The organism is Amycolatopsis sp. DSM 110486 (assembly GCF_019468465.1).
Classification (GTDB): domain Bacteria; phylum Actinomycetota; class Actinomycetes; order Mycobacteriales; family Pseudonocardiaceae; genus Amycolatopsis.
Window position 1 is genome coordinate 10,592,501 of sequence record NZ_CP080519.1, and the last position, 17,675, is coordinate 10,610,175.

17 protein-coding genes (1 of these 17 cut by a window edge) are annotated in these 17,675 nt (G+C 71.6%); 1 reads left to right on the forward strand and 16 read right to left on the reverse strand.

Features of this window, described 5'->3' with window-relative positions:
• The 11 genes from K1T34_RS50995 to K1T34_RS51045 all read right to left on the reverse strand — a co-directional run.
• Positions 1–331, reverse strand: partial view of a DNA-3-methyladenine glycosylase gene (locus K1T34_RS50995; RefSeq protein WP_220241944.1) — the 5' portion only. It extends 299 nt beyond the left edge of the window; 331 of the gene's 630 nt are visible here — the first part of the coding sequence; the start codon lies at positions 329–331; the stop codon falls past the left edge of the window.
• 92 nt (positions 332–423) lie between these two features.
• Entirely contained in the window at positions 424–1,839 is a 1,416-nt protein-coding gene (gene argH, locus K1T34_RS51000; RefSeq protein ID WP_220241945.1) for an argininosuccinate lyase, read from the reverse strand.
• A gap of 25 nt (positions 1,840–1,864) precedes the next feature.
• Positions 1,865–2,857 (reverse strand): argininosuccinate synthase domain-containing protein, encoded by a 993-nt coding sequence (locus K1T34_RS51005; RefSeq protein WP_220241946.1) that lies wholly within the window; start codon positions 2,855–2,857, stop codon positions 1,865–1,867.
• Entirely contained in the window at positions 2,854–3,354 is a 501-nt protein-coding gene (locus tag K1T34_RS51010; RefSeq protein ID WP_220241947.1) for an arginine repressor, read from the reverse strand. The genes K1T34_RS51005 and K1T34_RS51010 overlap by 4 nt, the downstream gene beginning before the upstream one ends.
• Positions 3,351–4,277, reverse strand: coding sequence for an ornithine carbamoyltransferase (argF, locus tag K1T34_RS51015; protein WP_220241948.1), 927 nt, complete (start codon positions 4,275–4,277; stop codon positions 3,351–3,353). The genes K1T34_RS51010 and argF overlap by 4 nt, the downstream gene beginning before the upstream one ends.
• Entirely contained in the window at positions 4,277–5,482 is a 1,206-nt protein-coding gene (locus tag K1T34_RS51020) for an acetylornithine transaminase (RefSeq protein ID WP_220241949.1), read from the reverse strand. Before K1T34_RS51020 ends, argF begins: the two co-directional genes overlap by 1 nt.
• Entirely contained in the window at positions 5,479–6,426 is a 948-nt protein-coding gene (gene argB, locus K1T34_RS51025) for an acetylglutamate kinase (RefSeq protein WP_220241950.1), read from the reverse strand. The genes K1T34_RS51020 and argB overlap by 4 nt, the downstream gene beginning before the upstream one ends.
• Positions 6,423–7,583 (reverse strand): bifunctional glutamate N-acetyltransferase/amino-acid acetyltransferase ArgJ, encoded by a 1,161-nt coding sequence (argJ, locus tag K1T34_RS51030; protein WP_220241951.1) that lies wholly within the window; start codon positions 7,581–7,583, stop codon positions 6,423–6,425. Before argJ ends, argB begins: the two co-directional genes overlap by 4 nt.
• Positions 7,580–8,608 carry an N-acetyl-gamma-glutamyl-phosphate reductase gene (argC, locus tag K1T34_RS51035; RefSeq protein WP_220241952.1) on the reverse strand — a complete coding sequence of 343 codons (1,029 nt, stop codon included), beginning with the start codon at positions 8,606–8,608 and terminating at the stop codon, positions 7,580–7,582. The genes argJ and argC overlap by 4 nt, the downstream gene beginning before the upstream one ends.
• 220 nt (positions 8,609–8,828) lie before the next feature.
• Positions 8,829–9,305 (reverse strand): helix-turn-helix domain containing protein, encoded by a 477-nt coding sequence (locus K1T34_RS51040; protein ID WP_220241953.1) that lies wholly within the window; start codon positions 9,303–9,305, stop codon positions 8,829–8,831.
• 214 nt (positions 9,306–9,519) lie between these two features.
• Positions 9,520–11,109 carry an alpha/beta hydrolase gene (locus tag K1T34_RS51045; RefSeq protein WP_220241954.1) on the reverse strand — a complete coding sequence of 530 codons (1,590 nt, stop codon included), beginning with the start codon at positions 11,107–11,109 and terminating at the stop codon, positions 9,520–9,522.
• Between the two features lie 130 nt (positions 11,110–11,239).
• Between K1T34_RS51045 and K1T34_RS51050 the strand changes: the two genes are divergently transcribed.
• Positions 11,240–11,929 (forward strand): DNA alkylation repair protein, encoded by a 690-nt coding sequence (locus K1T34_RS51050; protein WP_220241955.1) that lies wholly within the window; start codon positions 11,240–11,242, stop codon positions 11,927–11,929.
• Between the two features lie 421 nt (positions 11,930–12,350).
• On the opposite strand, the gene pheT is transcribed toward K1T34_RS51050, so the two are convergent.
• The 5 genes from pheT to rpmI all read right to left on the reverse strand — a co-directional run bounded on the left by pheT (position 12,351) and on the right by rpmI (position 17,596).
• On the reverse strand, positions 12,351–14,921 hold the full coding sequence (gene pheT, locus K1T34_RS51055; RefSeq protein ID WP_220241956.1) for a phenylalanine--tRNA ligase subunit beta: 2,571 nt from the start codon (positions 14,919–14,921) through the stop codon (positions 12,351–12,353).
• Positions 14,921–15,976, reverse strand: coding sequence for a phenylalanine--tRNA ligase subunit alpha (gene pheS, locus K1T34_RS51060; protein ID WP_220241957.1), 1,056 nt, complete (start codon positions 15,974–15,976; stop codon positions 14,921–14,923). Before pheS ends, pheT begins: the two co-directional genes overlap by 1 nt.
• A gap of 171 nt (positions 15,977–16,147) precedes the next feature.
• Positions 16,148–16,960, reverse strand: coding sequence for an RNA methyltransferase (locus K1T34_RS51065; protein WP_220247852.1), 813 nt, complete (start codon positions 16,958–16,960; stop codon positions 16,148–16,150).
• Positions 16,957–17,334 carry a 50S ribosomal protein L20 gene (gene rplT, locus K1T34_RS51070; RefSeq protein WP_220241958.1) on the reverse strand — a complete coding sequence of 126 codons (378 nt, stop codon included), beginning with the start codon at positions 17,332–17,334 and terminating at the stop codon, positions 16,957–16,959. The genes K1T34_RS51065 and rplT overlap by 4 nt, the downstream gene beginning before the upstream one ends.
• 67 nt (positions 17,335–17,401) lie before the next feature.
• Positions 17,402–17,596, reverse strand: a complete 195-nt coding sequence (gene rpmI / locus K1T34_RS51075) for a 50S ribosomal protein L35 (protein WP_220241959.1) — start codon at positions 17,594–17,596, stop codon at positions 17,402–17,404.
• Positions 17,597–17,675 lie beyond the last annotated feature (79 nt).

The following is a 17,675-nucleotide window of genomic DNA, read 5'->3' on the forward strand; positions in this document are numbered from 1 at the left end:
TGTCCGCGCCCTGCACTACTTCGGCGGCGCGCAGGAGCACCCCGCCGGGCTCGTCGTCTTCCCCGCTGATGACGTTGGCGCAGAAATGCATGCCGTAGACGAAGTACACGTACAGATACCCCGCCGGACCCCACATCAGGGCGTTGCGCGGGGTCTTGCCGCGGAAGCTGTGCGACGCCGGATCGTCGAAGCCGCGGTAGGCCTCGACCTCCACTAGCCGCACGCCGACGGTGCCGTCGGGCGCGTCGGCCTCGAGGACCGCGCCGAGCAGCAGGTGCCCCAGGTCGACCGGGTCCAGTGCCAGTTCCTCGCGCCGGAACAACCGGTCCACACGTGCTCCCCTCGTTCCGCCCCAGCCTAACCGGCGGCTCCCGGGTGATCGGTCCGGCCGGGAAGCTCATGCTCCCCGGCCGGTCCGGCGCGTTACTTCAGCCACTGCCGCACGGTCGTCACCCGGTCCACGAGGCGCTCGCGCTGCTCGGCGACGCGCTCGGGCGCCGTGCCGCCGCGGGCATTGCGCGAACGCACCGACCCCTCGACGGTGAGCACCTCGCGCACCGCCGGTGTGAGGGCCGGGTTGATGGTGCGGAACTCCTCGTCGGTCAGCTCGTCGAGGCCGACGCCGCGGCCCTCGGCCACGCGCACGCTCTCCCCCGCCGCCTCGTGGGCCACGCGGAACGGCACGCCCTGGCGTACCAGCCACTCCGCGATGTCCGTGGCGAGCGTGAAGCCGGCCGGGGCCAGCTCGGCCAGCCGATCGGTGTGGAAGGTCAGGGTGGCGAGCATGCCCGCGATCGCCGGGAACAGGAGCTCCAGCTGCTCGACCGAGTCGAACACCGGTTCCTTGTCCTCCTGCAGGTCGCGGTTGTACGCGAGCGGCTGCGCCTTCAGCGTCGCCAGCAGTCCGGTGAGGTTGCCGATGAGCCGACCGGCCTTGCCACGCGTGAGCTCCGCGACGTCGGGGTTCTTCTTCTGCGGCATGATCGAGCTGCCGGTGGCCCACGCGTCGTCGAGGGTCACGTAGCCGAACTCGGCGGTGTTCCAGATGATCACCTCTTCGGCGATCCGCGACAAGTTCACCGAGAGCATCGCGACGGCGAACGCGAACTCCGCCACGAAGTCGCGTGAAGCGGTGCCGTCGATGGAGTTCTCCACGCTCGTGTCGAAGCCCAGCTCCGTGGCCACGGCCTCGGGGTCGAGGCCGAGCGACGAGCCGGCCAGCGCGCCCGAGCCGTACGGCGACTCCGCGGTGCGGGCGTCCCAGTCGCGCAGGCGGGAGACGTCGCGCAGCAGCGCCTGGCCATGGGCCAGCAGGTGGTGCGCGAGCAGGACCGGCTGCGCGTGCTGCAGGTGCGTACGGCCGGGCAGGATGGCCTCGGGGTGGCGCTGCGCCTGCGAAACGAGGGCGTCGACCACGTCGAGGGTGCCCGCGACCACGCGGCGCGCGGCGTCGCGCAGCCACATGCGGAACAGCGTGGCCACCTGGTCGTTGCGCGAGCGGCCCGCCCGAAGCTTGCCGCCCAGCTCCGTGCCCGCGCGCTCCAGCAGCCCGCGTTCGAGGGCGGTGTGCACGTCTTCGTCGGCCACGGTCGGTGTGAACGCGCCCGAGGCCACGTCCTGCGCGAGCGTGTCGAGGGCCTCGAGCATGCCCGCCAGCTCCGCGTCGGTGAGCAGCCCCGCCTTGCGCAGCACACGGGCGTGGGCCCGTGAGCCGGCGATGTCGTAGGGCGCCAGGCGCCAGTCGAAGTGGGTGGAGGCGCTCAGCGCCGCCATCGCCTCGGCCGGCCCGCTGGCGAACCGGCCGCCCCACAGGGCCACCGGCTGGTCTTTCGCGCTCACGTTCTGCCTTTCTGCCTCGGGCGTCTCACGACGCCCGGTGGGTCGGGTGGTCCGGGTGCTCCTGCCCGGTCAGGGGACGGTACCGCCGGCCGACGGGGCGCAGGTGCCTGCCGCGTCCGGCGGGCTCTTCGCCGCGGCGCCCGGTGACGACGGCGGTGCCGCCGTGGAACACCAGCCGGACGTCGCCGCACACGTGCTCCTGGCTGTGCCGCACGAACGCGTCGAGCGGCTCGCGCAGCGGCGAGGACCAGAGCCCGTCGTGGACGAGTTCGGTCCAGCGCCGGTCGACCGAACGCTTGAACCGGGCCAGGTCCCGGTCCAGTGTCAGGTTCTCCAGCTCCTGGTGCGCGGTGATCAGCACCCACGCGCCGGGGGCTTCGTAGATCTCGCGCCCGAGGTCACAGCCGTCGGTGGTGAGGTCGAACCGGCCGACGCCGTGGGCGCCGGCGCGGTGCCCGAGCCGCACCACTGCCTCGGCCACACTCACCGTCTCGCCGTCGACGGCCACGGGCACCCCGCGGTCGAACGTGATCACGGCTTCGTCGGGCGCGTCGATGTTGGCCGAGGCGTCCTCGGTGTAGGCGAAGACGTCACCGGGTCCGTGCCACGGATCGGGGTCGCTGACCACGACGGCGCGGCCCCAGAGCGTGCGGTCGGGACACAGCTTTCCGCGCTGTTCGCGTGGCCACACGACATCGGCGTTGTGCGCGCGGGCGATCGCGGTCACGTGCTTCTCGATCAGCGGGCGAGCCAGGGACCCCACGAGCGGATACCGGTCGTACAGCAACGCGTTGGCCTGCAGGGCGGGCAGGCAGTGCTCGTTGGCGAACTCGGCGCGCGCGTCGACCACGATCGATTCCGCCGCACCGGCCGCCAGGGCCCGCTCACGCAGCGCCGTGAGGTCGACGTCGGCCGCGCCGAGGTCGACGGAGACCGTGACCACGTCCGTCTCGCGCGCGAGGTGGGCCAGCGCGACCGAGCCGGCGGGGCCACCGGCGTAGGCGAGGACGGTGGTCACAGCTCCTCGCCCTCTGCCGAGCGCCGGGCGAGCGCGGTGAACCGTTCCGCGAGATCCCGGCCGCTCAACGGTTCGCGGGCGATGACGGCGACCGTGTCGTCGCCGGCGATGGAGCCGACGACCTCCTCCAGTGCGGCGCGGTCGATGGCGCTCGCGAGGAACTGCGCGGCGCCGGGCGGCGTGCGCAGCACGGTGAGGTTGCCGGACGCGTCGGCCGAAACGAGCAGTTCCGCGAGCAGCCGGGACAACCGCGACGTACCACCCTGCACCCCGCGCACCGGGCTGCCGTCCTCGGGGATGACGTAGACCGGCGCCCCCGAGTCGGCGCCGCGCAGCTTCACGGCACCGAGCTCGTCGAGGTCGCGCGACAACGTCGCCTGCGTGACCTCGATGCCCTCGGCCGCGAGCAGCTTGGCGAGCTCGGTCTGGCTGCGGATGGCCATCGTGGACACCAGCTCCGTGATGCGAGCCTGGCGCCCGACCCGGCTGCCGGTCATCGCCCGCTCTGCTCGAACAACCAGACCAGCAGCGCCTTCTGGGCGTGCAGACGGTTCTCGGCCTCGTCCCACACCGCGCTGGCCGGGCCGTCGAGCACCTCGTCGGTGATCTCCCAGCCGCGGTGCGCGGGCAGGCAGTGCAGCACGATGGCCTCGTCGGCCGCGCGCTTGAGGAGCTCGGCGTTGACCTGCAGCGCCCGGAACGGGCCGATGCGGTCGAGGCCGTCGTTCTCCTGGCCCATGGACGTCCAGGTGTCGGTGACCAGCACGTCGGCGCCCGCGACGGCGTCGTGCGGGTCGGTGAACACGGCCGCGCTGCCGCCGGTCTCGGTACCGCGGTGCTTCGCGTCGAGCATCACCTGCTGGTCGGGCTGGAAACCCTCGGGCGAGACGACGCGCACGTGCATGCCCGCGGTCACGCCGCCGAGCAGCAGCGAGTGGGCCATGTTGTTGGCGCCGTCACCGAGGTACACCAGTGTCAGCCCGGCGAGCTTGCCTTTGCGCTCGCGGATGGTCATGAGGTCGGTGAGGACCTGGCACGGGTGGAACTCGTCGGTGAGCGCGTTGACGACCGGCACCGACGCGACCGACGCCATGGAGTCGATGCGCTTCTGCGCGAAGGTGCGCCACACGATGCCGTCGACGTAACGCGACAGCACGCGCGAGGTGTCCTCGATGGTCTCCTCGCGGCCCAGCTGCATCGACCGGCCGTCGACGATCACCGGGTGCCCGCCGAGCTGGCTGATGCCGACCTCGAACGAGAAGCGAGTACGGGTGGAGTTCTTCTCGAAGATCGCCGTGACCGTCTTGCCGGCCAGGATCTTGTTGCCGAGCGGGTCGGCCTTCAGCGCATCGGCGAGGTCCAGGAGCGCGGCCTGCTCGGCGGGGCTGACGTCGTCGTCGCGGAGGAAGTGGCGAGGCATCAGTTCGGATCCTTCGTGGTGGTGGAGTCGAGCGCGTCCGGGAGTGCGGTCAGGAAGGCCTGGGCCTGCTCGGCCTCGAGCACCAGCGGCGGGGCGAGCCGGATGGTGTCCGGTGCCACGGGGTTGACGAGGTAGCCGGCTTCCTGCACGGCCTTGGCGACCGCCGCGGACACCGGCTCGCGCAGCGTGATACCGAGCAGCAGCCCGGCGCCGCGCACACCGCTGACGAGCGGGTGCCCGAGTGCCTCGACGCCGGTCGCGATGTCCTTGCCCAGCGAGGAAACGTGGTCGAGCAGGTTGTCGCGCGCGATGGTGCGCAGCACGGCCAGCCCGGCAGCGCAGCAGACCGGGTTGCCGCCGAACGTGGTGCCGTGCTGGCCCGGCTTCAGCAGCTCGCCCGCCGGGCCGATGCCGATCACGGCGCCGATCGGCAGCCCGCCGCCGAGGCCCTTCGCGAGCGTGATGAGGTCGGGGACGATGCCCGTCTGCTGGAAGGCGAACCAGGTGCCGAGCCGGCCGATGCCGGTCTGCACCTCGTCGAGCACGAGCAGCGTGCCGGTCGCCTTGGTGATCTCGCGAGCCGCCTGCAGGTAGCCGTCGGGCGCGGGGATCACGCCGGCTTCGCCGAGCACCGGCTCGAGGAACACGGCGGCGGTGTCGGTGTCGACGGCCGCGCGCAGCGCTTCGACGTCGCCGAACGGCACGTGTGTGACCCCGGGGACCAGCGGTGCGAACGGTTCGCGCTTGCCCGGCTGGCCGGTGAGCGACAGCGACCCCATCGTGCGGCCGTGGAACGCGCCCTCCGCCGCGACGACCTTGGTGCGGCCGGTCAGGCGGCTGATCTTCAATGCCGCTTCGTTGGCCTCGGCGCCGGAGTTCACGAACAGGACCTTGGCCTGGCCGGTCAGCCCCGCGACGTCGAGCAGCGCCTCGGCGAGTTCCAGCGCGACCGGGTTCACGTACAGGTTCGACGTGTGGCCCAGCGTCGCGATCTGCTCGGAGACGGCGCGCACCACCTCGGGGTGGGCGTGGCCGAGCGCGTTGACCGCGATGCCGCCGACGAGGTCGAGGTACTCGGTGCCCTCGGCGTCCCACACCCTCGCGCCCTCGCCGCGGACAAGCGTCAGCCCGGGGGTGCCGTAGTTGTCCATCAGGGCCGACTGCCAGTGCTGCCGGCTCGCCTCGTTCGAGGTCGGGGTGGTCACGGGAGCTCCGTTCCTGTGTTTTCCGGGTAAAGGGTGGGCTCGGGGTAAACCATCGTGCCGACGCCGCGGGAGGTGAAGACCTCCAGCAGCACGGAGTGGGCGAGGCGCCCGTCGATCACGTGGGCGCGGTGCACGCCGCCGCGCACCGCGCGCACGCAGGCTTCCATTTTCGGGATCATGCCGCTGGCCAGCTCGGGCAGCATTTTCTCAAGGCGGTCGACCTGGATGCGGTCGATCAGCGACGAGCGGTCGGGCCAGTTGGCGTACAGGCCTTCCACGTCGGTGAGCACCACGAGCTTCTCCGCGCCCAGCGCCGCGGCCAGCGCGCCCGCGGCGGTGTCGGCGTTGACGTTGTGCACCACGCCGTCGATGTCGGGCGCGACCGTGGACACCACGGGGATGCGCCCGGCGTTGACGATGTCGAGCACCGCGTCGGGGTTCACCGCGGCGACCTCGCCGACGAGGCCGATGTCGACCTGTTCACCGTCCACAGTGGCCTGTTTGCGCTCGGCGGTGAACAGGCGCGCGTCCTCGCCGGAGATGCCGACGGCGTACGGGCCGTGGGCGTTGATCAGGCCGACCAGCTCGCGGCTGACCTGCCCGACCAGCACCATGCGGACGATGTCCATCGTCTCGGGCGTGGTCACGCGCAGGCCGCCCTTGAACTCGCCCTCGACCCCGAGCCGGGTGAGCATCGCGGTGATCTGTGGTCCCCCGCCGTGCACGACCACGGGGCGCAGGCCGGCGAGACGCAGGAACACCATGTCCTGCGCGAATGCCGCCTTGAGGGTGTCGTCGATCATGGCGTTGCCGCCGTACTTCACCACCACGGTGGCGCCGTGGAACCGCTGCAGCCACGGCAGCGCCTCGATGAGCACCCCGGCCTTCTCGGCCGCCGTCTCGAGCCTGTCGTCCGCGGAAATCAGGTCCTCCGTGCCGGTCATGAGGAGTAGGCGCTGTTCTCTTCGACGTAGCCGTGGGACAGATCGGTGGTGTAGATCGTGGCCTCGGCCGAGCCGACGCCCAGGTCGACGACGATCTCGATGGCGCGCCCCGACAAGTCGGCGGCCGAGCGGTCCGCGGCGGTGGTGCCGGACGCGAACAGCGTGACGCCGTTGATCGTGATCGACACCGTCTCGGGGTCGATGCGCGCGGGCGCGCGGCCGAGCGCCATGGCGATGCGGCCCCAGTTGGGGTCGGAGCCGAACAGCGCCGTCTTCACGAGGTTGTCCTCGGCGATCGTGCGGGCGACCACCACGGCGTCGTCCTCGGACGCGGCGCCGCGCACCGTGACGTCGACGTCCTTGGTCGCGCCTTCGGAGTCGGCGCGCAGCTGCAGCACGAGGTCGTGGGCGACGGCGGTGAGCTGCTCGGTGAGCTCGGCCTCCGTCGGCTCGACCCCGCTCGCGCCGGACGCGAGCACCAGCACCGTGTCGTTGGTGGACGTGCCGCCGTCGACGTCGAGCCGGTCGTAGGTGACGCGTGTGGCGGCGCGCAAGGCGCGGTCGAGAACTTCCTTGTCCGCCACGGCATCCGTGGTGAGAACCGACAGCATCGTGGCCAGGTTCGGCGCGAGCATGCCGGCACCCTTGGCGAAGCCGCCGACGCTCCAGCCGGCGTCGTGCTTCGCAAACGCTTGCTTCGGCTTGGTGTCGGTGGTCATCACGCCGGACGCCGCGTTCAGGCTCGCCTCGGCGCTCGCGTCGAGCGCCTTCACGGCACTGTCCACACCGGACAGCACCGCGGCCATCGGGAGCCGCTCGCCGATGAGGCCTGTGGAGCACACCGCGACCTCGATCGCACCGACGTCGAGGACCTCGGCGACCTTCTCCGCGGTCGCGTGCGTGTCCTGGAACCCGCCCGGGCCGGTCGCCGCGTTGGCGCCGCCCGAGTTGAGCACGACCGCCTTGAGCTTCTGCTGCTTCAGGACTTCCTGCGACCACAGCACGGGCGCGGCCTTGATCACGTTGCGCGTGAACACGCCCGCGGCGACGTCGAGCGGGCCGTCGTTCACGACGAGCGTGAGGTCGAGCGCGCCGGAGGCCTTGATGCCTGCGGCGACGCCGGCGGCACGGAAGCCCTTCGGGCCGGTGACGGTCACGGTGCCACTCCCACGGTGGAAAGTCCGGTGGTCTCGGGGAATCCGAGCGCCAGGTTCATCGACTGGACGGCACCGCCCGCGGTGCCCTTGGTGAGGTTGTCGATCGAGCAGATCACGACCAGCCTGCCCGCGTCGGCGTCCACGCCCACCTGGAGCTGGACGTTGTTCGACCCGAGCGTCGATGCCGTCGCGGGCCACATACCCGCGGGCAGCAGCTGCACGAACGGTTCGGCGTCGTAGGCCTTCTCGTACACCTCGCGCACGGTGTTCTCGTCGACGTCGCCGATCAGCGGCGCCGTCGCGGTGGTGAGGATGCCGCGTGGCATCGGGGCGAGCACGGGCGTGAAGGACACGGTCACCGGCTTTCCCGCCACGCCGGAGAGGTTCTGGGCGAATTCGGGGGTGTGCCGGTGCTTGCCCGCCACGCCGTACGCGCTGGCGGATCCCATGACCTCGGACCCGAGCAGGTTCGGCTTGAGGCTCTTGCCCGCGCCGGACGTGCCGGTGACTGCCACGACCGTGACGTCGGGCTCGACCAGGCCCGCGGCGAGAGCCGGGGCCAGGGCGAGCGAGCCGCCGGTCGGGAAGCAGCCGGGGACCGCGACGCGCTTGGTACCCACGAGCTTCTCGCGCGCGCCGGGCAGCTCGGGCAGGCCGTAGGGCCACTGCCCGGCGTGCTCGCCGCCGTACCAGCGCTGCCAGTCGGCCGGGTCGGCCAGCCGGTGGTCGGCGGCGAGGTCGACCACGAGCACGTCGGGTCCGAGCTGCGCCGCGACCTCGGCCGAGTGGCCATGGGGCAACGCGAGGAACACGACGTCGTGGCCGGCCAGCGTCTCCGCTGTCGTCTCGGCCAGCACGCGCCCGGCCAGGGGCGCGAGGTGCGGCTGGTGCGTGCCCAGCAGCGTCCCCGCGCTGCTCGCCGCCGTCAGCGCACCGATCTCGACTTCCGGATGGGTCAGCAACAGGCGCAACAGTTCACCGCCCGCGTAGCCGCTCGCGCCGGCCACCGCGATCTTCACCGTCATACGCATGATTATGCACGACCATGCAATCTCAAACAAACAGGATTCCGCTGGGCCAAGTGTGTTTCCTGCCATGCCGAGCCGGAGCCAGGCCGTCCGACCCGGTCGTCCGACCGTTGTCGCAGCTCCCGGCATCGCGGCGACCGGACTGTTCGCGCTTCACCCGTTCGAGTGGACTCGCCGGGGCCGTGCCCGCGGCCACGAGGGCCGCGGGCACGGCTGCTCATTCCTCCCCCTCGGCGGACTCGCGCAGGCTCGGCGGCGCGGGCAGGTGGTGCCCCGGCCGTTCCGGATCGCAGCCCACGCGCGGCAGGCGGGAGCGGATACCACCCGCCGTGCGCTCGAACCGGCGGGCCAGCTCGGCGACCGTGTCGCCCGCGAGCCACGCGGACTCCAGCTCCGCGTCGAGCTCGGCGCTCCACGGTTTCCCTTGCTGCGCGGGCCGTTCGCCCGATCTTCGGCGCGGCCCGCCTGCGAACGCGTGGAGGCTGCCGGCCAGGAGGTCGGCCACCGCGGCGACCACGGTGGTGTCGAGGTCGAGCCTGCCGTGCACGACGGACTCTCCGTCGGGCCCTTCGCCGCCCACGGTGACCGTGACGCGGCGCTGCTCGGCCGTCTCGCCCGGGCGGGCGACGACGGCGATCTGATACTGGACGTTTCCGGCCCGGACCTCGGTCCGATGCTCTTCGATGATCGTCATGGCGGCGAAGGTAGCGCCCACCCCCGACAGAATCCGCTCACGGCCCGTGCCCGGGCGGCTGCGCTCCGAAATTGTCGGACCTCTGTCGTAGCGTCCTCGAGCGATCACGAACAGCGAGCGAGGGGGATCGGTGGAAGGGCACGGATCAGTACCGGAGCACAGACGGAGGGTGCCCCGGTCCGGCGGACCGGACCGGGGCACCGGGAGGAAGGGATCAGAAGTGCGACAGCGCGCCCGTTTTGGCCTGAGCCTGGGCCGGCTCTGGTGCCTCGCTCTTCTGCTGCGCGTCCGCGGCCGCCGGGACCGGCGGTGGCACCGGGTCGCACTGCGCGTCGGAGTGGTTGCCCGAGGTGCGCTTCGGCAGCGCGCCGGTCGCGAGGTAGTCGGCGACCTTGTCGTCCACGCAGGCGACGCCGGACAGCGAGCCGGCGTGCGTGGTGCCGCCGGGGGCGCTGATCAGGCTCGACTTCGGGAACAGCTTGCGCACGGCGAGGCTGCCCGCGTACGGCGTCGCCGCGTCGAGCTCCTCGCTGATGAGCAACACCCCGCCGACCTTGCCGCCGTCGACCTTCACCGGTTTGCCGACCTTGGCGGGCCAGTCGCGGCAGGGCGCGTTGAACCACGCGTTGCCCCAGGTCTCGAACGGAGCGCGGAAGTAGGTCGTCCAGTTGTCGAGGCGCCAGCGGTTCCAGCCGGCCGGCCACTGCACGTCGGTGCACTGGACGGCGCTGTACACGGCGTACCCGTTGTCGTCACCGGGCGGGTTGGAGCTGTCGTAGAGCTTCTTGAGCGTCTGCCAGTCGCCGCGGTGCACCCAGCCGTCGAACGCCTTGGCCAGGTCCTCCCAGCCGAACACGTAGTAGCCGGCCTGCAGGAAGACGTCGGTCCACTCGTCGCCGCCGATCACGCCGCCGGCGGCGGAGCGGTCGAGCTTCTTCTGCTGGTCGTACCAGAGCTTCTCCACCGCGGCCTCGGTCTTGCCGAGGTGGTAGACGCTGTCGTACTTCGCGAGCCAGCCGAAGTAGATCTTGATGTTGCGGTCGAAGGCCACGTCCTGGTCCAAGTTGGCCTCGTACCAGACCTTGCCCGGGTCGACGTTGCCGTCGAGCACCATGCGGCGCACGTTCTTCGGGTACAGCGTGCTGTAGACCTGGCCGAGGTAAGTGCCGTAGGAGAAGCCGTAGTAGTTGATCTGCTTCTCCCCCAGCGCGAGGCGGAGGCTGTCCATGTCCTGCGCGACGTCGGTGGTCTTGATGTGGTCGAGGATCGCGCCGTTCTTCGCACACGCCTTCGCATAGCCCTTGGCCTTGGCGAGCCAGGTGCGCTCGAGCTGCGGCGTCGAAGGCACGTACGGCGGGCGGTCGTAGGAGAAGTAGCCGCCATCGCACGTCACGGCCGGCTTGCTGGAGCCGACGCCGCGCGGGTCGAAGCCGATCCAGTCGTAGCTCTCACCGGCGCCGTGCGGCACGTACTGACCGAGTACCGAGAGCCCGAGCCCGGAACCGCCGGGGCCGCCGGGGTTGACCAGCATCACGCCCTGGTCCTGCGCGGACTTGTGCTTGATCCGCGACACGGCGACCTGCACCTTGGTGCCGGAGGGCTTCGCGTAGTCCATCGGGACCACGAGGAACCCGCACTCGGCACCGGCGTTCTTCAGGCTCGTGGTCTGGCACGGCCCCCAGCTGATCGACGGCGGGGTGTAGCCCGGCTTCGCCGCCCCCGGCACAGCTGTGGCCGCCGGCGCGGCGGCCATCGTCCCGACCGCGACACCCGCGGCGGCCAGGACAGCAAGGATTTTCTTCACGGTGGCCCTCTTCGCTCGCGGGTTACCCGAATTGGTCGAAACTACCGACAACCCGGAACAATCTCCTCGCACGACACGAGTTGCGCCAGCCGTCGCCCGCCGGTGGCCGGCGCGGTGGAGGTGACCGCGGATGGGTGTGGACAAGGCGTTGATCTCGGCTGTCCGAACCGGACTCGCCGCCCGGTCGGACCCGGGGAAAGCGCCCGCCATGCAGGCCTACATGAAGTCGGCGATGCCGTATCGCGGGGTGGCCAAACCGGGGCGCGCCGCGCTCATGAAAGAGGTCCTCGCCGCCCACGTTCTGCCCGATCGGGTGAGTTTTTCAACGACCGTGCTGGCCCTGTGGCGCGACGCGGAATTCCGCGAAGAGCGCTACGCGGCGATCGACCTGTCGGGTCACCGCGCGTACCGGCGGTGGCAGGACCCGGACCTGCTCGGCCTCTACGAGGAGCTCATCGTGGACGGTGCGTGGTGGGACTTCGTCGACGAGGTCGCGATCCGCCGCGTCGGGCCGATCCTGCGGGAGTACCGCGCGGAAGTCACGCCGGTGCTGCTGCGCTGGGCCACCGACCCCGACCGCTGGCGGCGCCGCACCTCGGTCATCTGCCAGGTGTCGGCGAAAACGGACGTCGACCGCACCCTTTTGACGACGGCGATCGAAGCCAACAGCGCTGACCCGGATTTCTTTCTGAGGAAAGGAATCGGCTGGGCGTTGCGCGACCAGGCGAAAACGGATCCGGACTGGGTGCGCTCCTTTGTGCGCGACCACCCGGGGCTGTCACCACTGTCCACACGGGAGGCTGTGAAGAACCTGACCTGACAGCAACCCACGACCGGACGAAGGGAGGACCAAGCACGGAACAGGAGCCGACAGGACGACCGGAAGCCGAGCCGCCGAGGCGGGTACTCGGCGCAGGTACCGGGGCACGCAGCCGGGTCGCCACTCGCGGCGGAGGCCCGGGGCAGCGACCTGAGGCGGGCACCTGGGTGAGCGCCCGAGACCGGCACCCCGGGGCGGCCGCGCACAGCAACCGGGATGGCCGTTCGCGGCAAGCAGCCGCGGCAGTCACCCGAGACCGGCACCGGGGCAGGCGCCAGCGGCCAGCGCCCGGAGCCGGCACCGAGTGGAGAGCCGACAGTGGAGAGCCGGCGGCGGAGAAACGGCAGTGGGCCGGAAACTCCGCGGCGAGGCGGTGTCTCCGGCCCACTGGACCGAGATCGGTCAGGTGGTGCTGCGGGGGTCAAGCCCGCAGCGTCGCTCCGAAGCGGTCGCCGGCGGCGGAGACGGCGGCGTCGCGGGCCTTGGTGGCTTCGTCGACCGTCAGGGTGCGGTCCGGGGCCCGGAAGCGGAGCTTGTAGGCCAGGGACTGCTTGCCTTCGCCGATCTGAGTGCCGGTGTAGACGTCGAAGAGCGCGATGTCTTCGAGGAGCTCACCGGCGCCCGAGCGTAGGACCTCGGCGAGGTCGGCGGACGGGACGTCGGAGCCGGCGACCAGGGCGACGTCGAGCAGCACCGGCGGGTAGGCCGAGACCCTCGGTGCCGGGCGGGAGTCCGGCAGCGGGATGGCGTCGAGGTCGAGCTCCATGGCGACGGTGCGCGGCGGCAGGCCCAGGGCCTCGACGACCTTGGGGTGCAGCTCGCCCGCGTGGCCCACCGGCCAGTCGCCCACGCGCAGCTGGGCGCAGCGGCCCGGGTGCCACGGCGGGAGGTCGGCCGCCTGCACCGTGAGCTCCACGCCGGCGGCCTCGGCCACCAGGCGGGCGGCCTCGACGGCGTCGGCCCAGCCGGCCGGCTCGCCCTTCCCCCACCAGCCGGCGCGGCGGCGCAGGCCGGTGAGCACGACGGCGACGTGCACGGGCTGGGCGGGCACGGCGGCTTCCAGCACGGCAAGCTCTTCGTCGCTCGGCCGGTGCTCGACGCCGAGGTCCGGCACCTTCAGCTGGTGCGGCTTCGGCAGCACGACCTGGCCGATGTGGAAGAGCGAGACGTCCTTCATGCCGCGGGACACGTTGCGCTGCAGCGTGTCGAGCAGGCCGGGCAGGAGCGTCGTCGACATGCGGTCGTGGTCGGCTTCGAGCGGGTTGCGCACGCGGACGGTCTTGCGGCGCACGTCGTCCTCGGGCAGGCCGAAGGAGTCCCACACCGAGTCGCCGACGAACGGGAAGGGCAGGACCTCGACGTAACCCGCCTCGGCCAGAGCACGGGCGACACCGCGGCGGCGCTTCTGCTCTTCGGTGAGGCCACGGCCCGCGGGCGCCGCAGGCAGAACCGACGGGATGCTCTCGTAGCCCTCGAGCCGCAGCACCTCCTCGACGAGGTCGGCGGGCTGCACGAGGTCGGCGCGCCAGCTCGGCGGGTTCGCGGTGACCGAGGAGATGCCGGCGTCGCTGGTGCTCACCTGGACCTTGCAGCCGATCTGGGTGAGCCGCCGGACGGTGACGCCGCGCTCGTAGCGCACGCCCGCCACCTGGTCGGGCAGGTTGATCGGCATGGTGACCGGCGGCAGCGGCGCGACGCCGCCCTCGTCGGTGCGGCCGGGCTGGATGGCGCCCTCGCCGTACTGGCGCAGCAGCCTGGCGGCCAGCTCGACTGCGGCCGCGCACAGGCCCGGGTCGGTGAAGCGCTCGAAGCGCTTGGCCGCCTCGGAGAACAGCTTGTGGCGACGCGCCGTGCGGCTGATCGACGCGGGGTTCCAGTGCGCCGCTTCGAGGAGCACGTCGGTGCTCTCCGGGGTGATCTCCGTGCCGGCGCCACCCATGGTGCCCGCGAGCGAGATCACGCCGGAGTCGTCGGCGATCACGATGTCGTCGGCGTCGAGCGTGCGCACGACGTCGTCCAAAGTGGTCAGCTTCTCCCCCGTCTTCGCGCGCCGCACCACCAGGTCGCCCTGGATGGCGGTGGTCGCGAACGCGTGGAGCGGGTGACCGAGTTCGAGCATCACGTAGTTGGTGACGTCGACGGCCAGCGAGATCGACCGGATCCCGGCGAGCATCAGCCGGCGGCGCATCCACCAGGGCGACGGCGCCGTCGCGTCGAGACCCTTCACGCGGCGCAGCACGAACCGCGGGCAGCCTTCGGGGTCCTCGACCCGCACCGGCCACGCGTCGCCCTCGGCCTCGGGGATGTCGATGTTCGCGGGGTCGCCGAAGGGCACGTCGAGCGCGTTGGACAGCTCGCGCGCGAGGCCGCGGATCGACAGCGCGTAGCCGCGGTCCGGGGTCGGCGTGACCTCGATGACGGTGTCGGACAGACCCAGCAGCTCCTTGGCGTCGTCGCCAGGGCTCGCGGTGCCCGGCGGCAGCACGAGGATGCCGCTGTGGTCCTCGCCGAGGCCCAGCTCCTTGGCGGAGCAGATCATGCCGTCGCTGACCTTGCCGTAGGTCTTGCGCGCGGCGATCTCGAAGTCGCCCGGCAGCACGACGCCCGGCAGTGCGACCACGACGAGGTCGCCCTCGGCGAAGTTGGCGGCACCGCACACGATGCCGCGGGTCTTGATGCCGTGGGGGCCCTCGTTCTCGATGGGGCCTTCGTCGTCGTCCTCGTCGTCGTCCTCATCGGACGCGGCGGTGTCCTCTTCGGACTCCGGCTCCTCGCCGACCTCGACGCGGCAGAACCGCACCGGCTTCTTGAAGCCCGTCAGCTCCTCGATTTCGGCGACGCGCCCGACCACGAGCGGGCCGGTCACGGGGCCGAGCTCGCTCAGCTCGTCGACCTCGATCCCGATCCGCACGAAGGCGTCGGCCAGGTCCTGGGGCGTGACCTCGTCACCCACGTCGAGGTGCTCGGTCAGCCAGCTCACCGGGACTCGCACTACGCCTCCGTTCCGAAGGGAAGGGTGAACCGGACGTCGCCTTCGACCATGTCGCGCATGTCCGGGATGCCGTTGCGGAACTGCAGGGTCCGCTCGATGCCCATGCCGAACGCGAAGCCCGAGTACACCTCGGGGTCGACGCCGCACGCGCGCAGCACGTTGGGGTTGACCATGCCGCAGCCGCCCCATTCGACCCAGCCGGGGCCGCCCTTCTTCTCCTCGAACCACACGTCCACCTCGGCGGACGGCTCGGTGAAGGGGAAGAAGTGCGGGCGAAGCCGCGTCTTGGAGCTCTCGCCGAACATCGCGCGCGCGAACGCGTCGAGCGTGCCCTTGAGGTGGGCCATGGTGATGCCCTTGTCCACGGCCAGGCCCTCGACCTGCGTGAACACCGGCGTGTGCGTGGAGTCCAGCTCGTCGGTGCGGTAGGTGCGGCCCGGGCACACGACGTAGACCGGCAGGTCGCGGTGCAGGAGACTGCGGGCCTGCACCGGCGAGGTGTGCGTGCGCAGCACCAGGCCGGAGTCCTCTTCGCCCACGTAGAACGTGTCCTGCAGCTGGCGCGCGGGGTGGTCCTTGCCGAAGTTCAGCGCATCGAAGTTGAACCACTCGGCCTCGAGCTCGGGCCCTTCGGCGACCTCGTAGCCCATCGCGATGAACGCGTCGGCCACGCGCTCGGACACGGTGCTGATCGGGTGCCGGGCGCCGCGCGGGATCTGGTCCCACGGCAGCGTGACGTCGACGGCCTCTTCGCGCAGCACGTGCTCGTCCCGCTCGGCCTGCAGCACCGCGCGGCGCTCGTCGAACGCGGCTTGGACGGCCTGGCGGGCCTCGTTGACCCGCTTGCCGGCGTCGGCCTTCTCCTGCTTGGACAGCGCGCCGATGGCCCGGCGCGCGAGCAGCAGCGGCGCCTGGTCCCCGAGGTGCGCCGGCTTGACGGCGGCGAGCGCCTCCAGGTCGGTGGCACCCGCGAAGGCCTCTTCGGCCGCCTTGATCGCCGCACGCAGGGTTTCCGGTGCGAGCACGTCGACCGGCTTGTCTGTGGCTCCGGACATGACTCCTCGGCGTCCGCTGGGACGGGTTGAGCGGCAGCGCACGGGCAGGAAGCCGCACGTGCACATCGGGCAGCCCAGTCTAGGGGATCGGCCACCGGCCCCGGCCGCTCACCCTCCGCTAAGGAGCCCGCCTCCGCACCGGCCGCGATCGGCCGCGCGCGACGGCGCCGGTCAGCGGTGCGCGGCCATCGCGGCCGTGTACACGCAGACAGCGGCCGCCGTGGCCAGGTTGAGGCTTTCGGCTTTGCCGTACAACGGGATGCGGACGGCGGCGTCGGCCGCCGACAGGACGGCCGGGGACAGGCCGTGCGCCTCATTGCCGAAGATCCACGCGACCGGGTCACCGAACGTGATCTCGTCGAGCGAAGTGTCCGCGTAGCCGTGGGCGGCCAGGGTGCGCAGGCCGGCGGCGCTCAGCGACGTAAGCACCGACGGGATGTCACGCTCGCGGGCCAGCGGGACGTGGAAGGTGCTGCCGGCGGCGGCGCGGACGCTCTTGCCGTTGTGGGGGTCGACGGTGTCGCCCGCAAGGATCACGGCGTCGGCGCCCGCGGCGTCGGCGACGCGGATCACGGTGCCGGCGTTGCCGGGTTCGGCGACGTCCACCAGGACGACCACCAGTCGAGCACCGGTCAGCACCGTCGAGAGTGGACGGTCGACCAGGGCGCACACGGCCACGAGGCCTTGCGGGGTCACGGTTTCCGACAGGCCGTCGGCGGCGCGGTCGGTGATGAGCGAAACGGCCACACCCGCCGAGGAGGCGGCGGTCATCAACTCGGGGTGCGCCGAAGCCGCGCGTTCCGTGGCGAACAGCTCGAAAACGGTGCCGTGGGCCAAAGCGGCCTCGACGGCGTTGACGCCCTCAGCCAGGAAGCGGCCGGTCTTTTCGCGTTCCGCGCGGCGCGTCAGTTTGCGCGCAGCAACGACCCGGGGGGTCCGTTCGGTGAACGGGACCGCCCCGGGTCGCGGAAAACTGCCGGTCAGGCCGACTTCGCTTCGCCGGTGTTGACGTTCGCCTTGGCGAGCTCGGCGAGCGCCGTGAAGGCGGCAGCGTCGTTGACCGCGAGGTCCGCGAGGATCTTGCGGTCGACCTCGACACCGGCGACCTTGAGGCCCTGGATGAACCGGTTGTAGGTCACGCCGTTGGCCCGAGCGGCCGCGTTGATACGGGTGATCCACAGCTGGCGGAAGTCACCCTTGCGCGCGCGGCGGTCGCGGTAGGCGTAGTTGAGCGAGTGAAGCGTCTGCTCCTTGGCCTTGCGGTACAGCCGCGAACGCTGGCCGCGGTAGCCGCTGGCCAGTTCGAGAGTTGCGCGACGCTTCTTCTGGGCGTTGACCGCCCGCTTGACGCGTGCCACTGGTCCATCCTGTCGGTTTCAGGGGGCGCGGAGACCCCGGAGTGATGTGGTGCGAGTACGGGGAGAGTCAGATCCCGAGCAGGCGCTTGACCCGGCCGGCCTCGGTCTTGGAGAGCTCCGTGGTGCCCTCGAGACGGCGGGTGAGGCGGTTGGACTTCTTCTCCATCAGGTGCCGGCGGCCGGCCTTCTGGCGGCGCAGCTTGCCCGTGCCCGTCACGCGGATCCGCTTGGACGTACCGCTGTGCGTCTTCATCTTCGGCATGGTTGTTCTGTCCTCTTCCGTGCGGCGGCACACCGGTCCCCCGGTGTGCCGCTGACTGTGCTGGTCGGCGCTGCGGGAG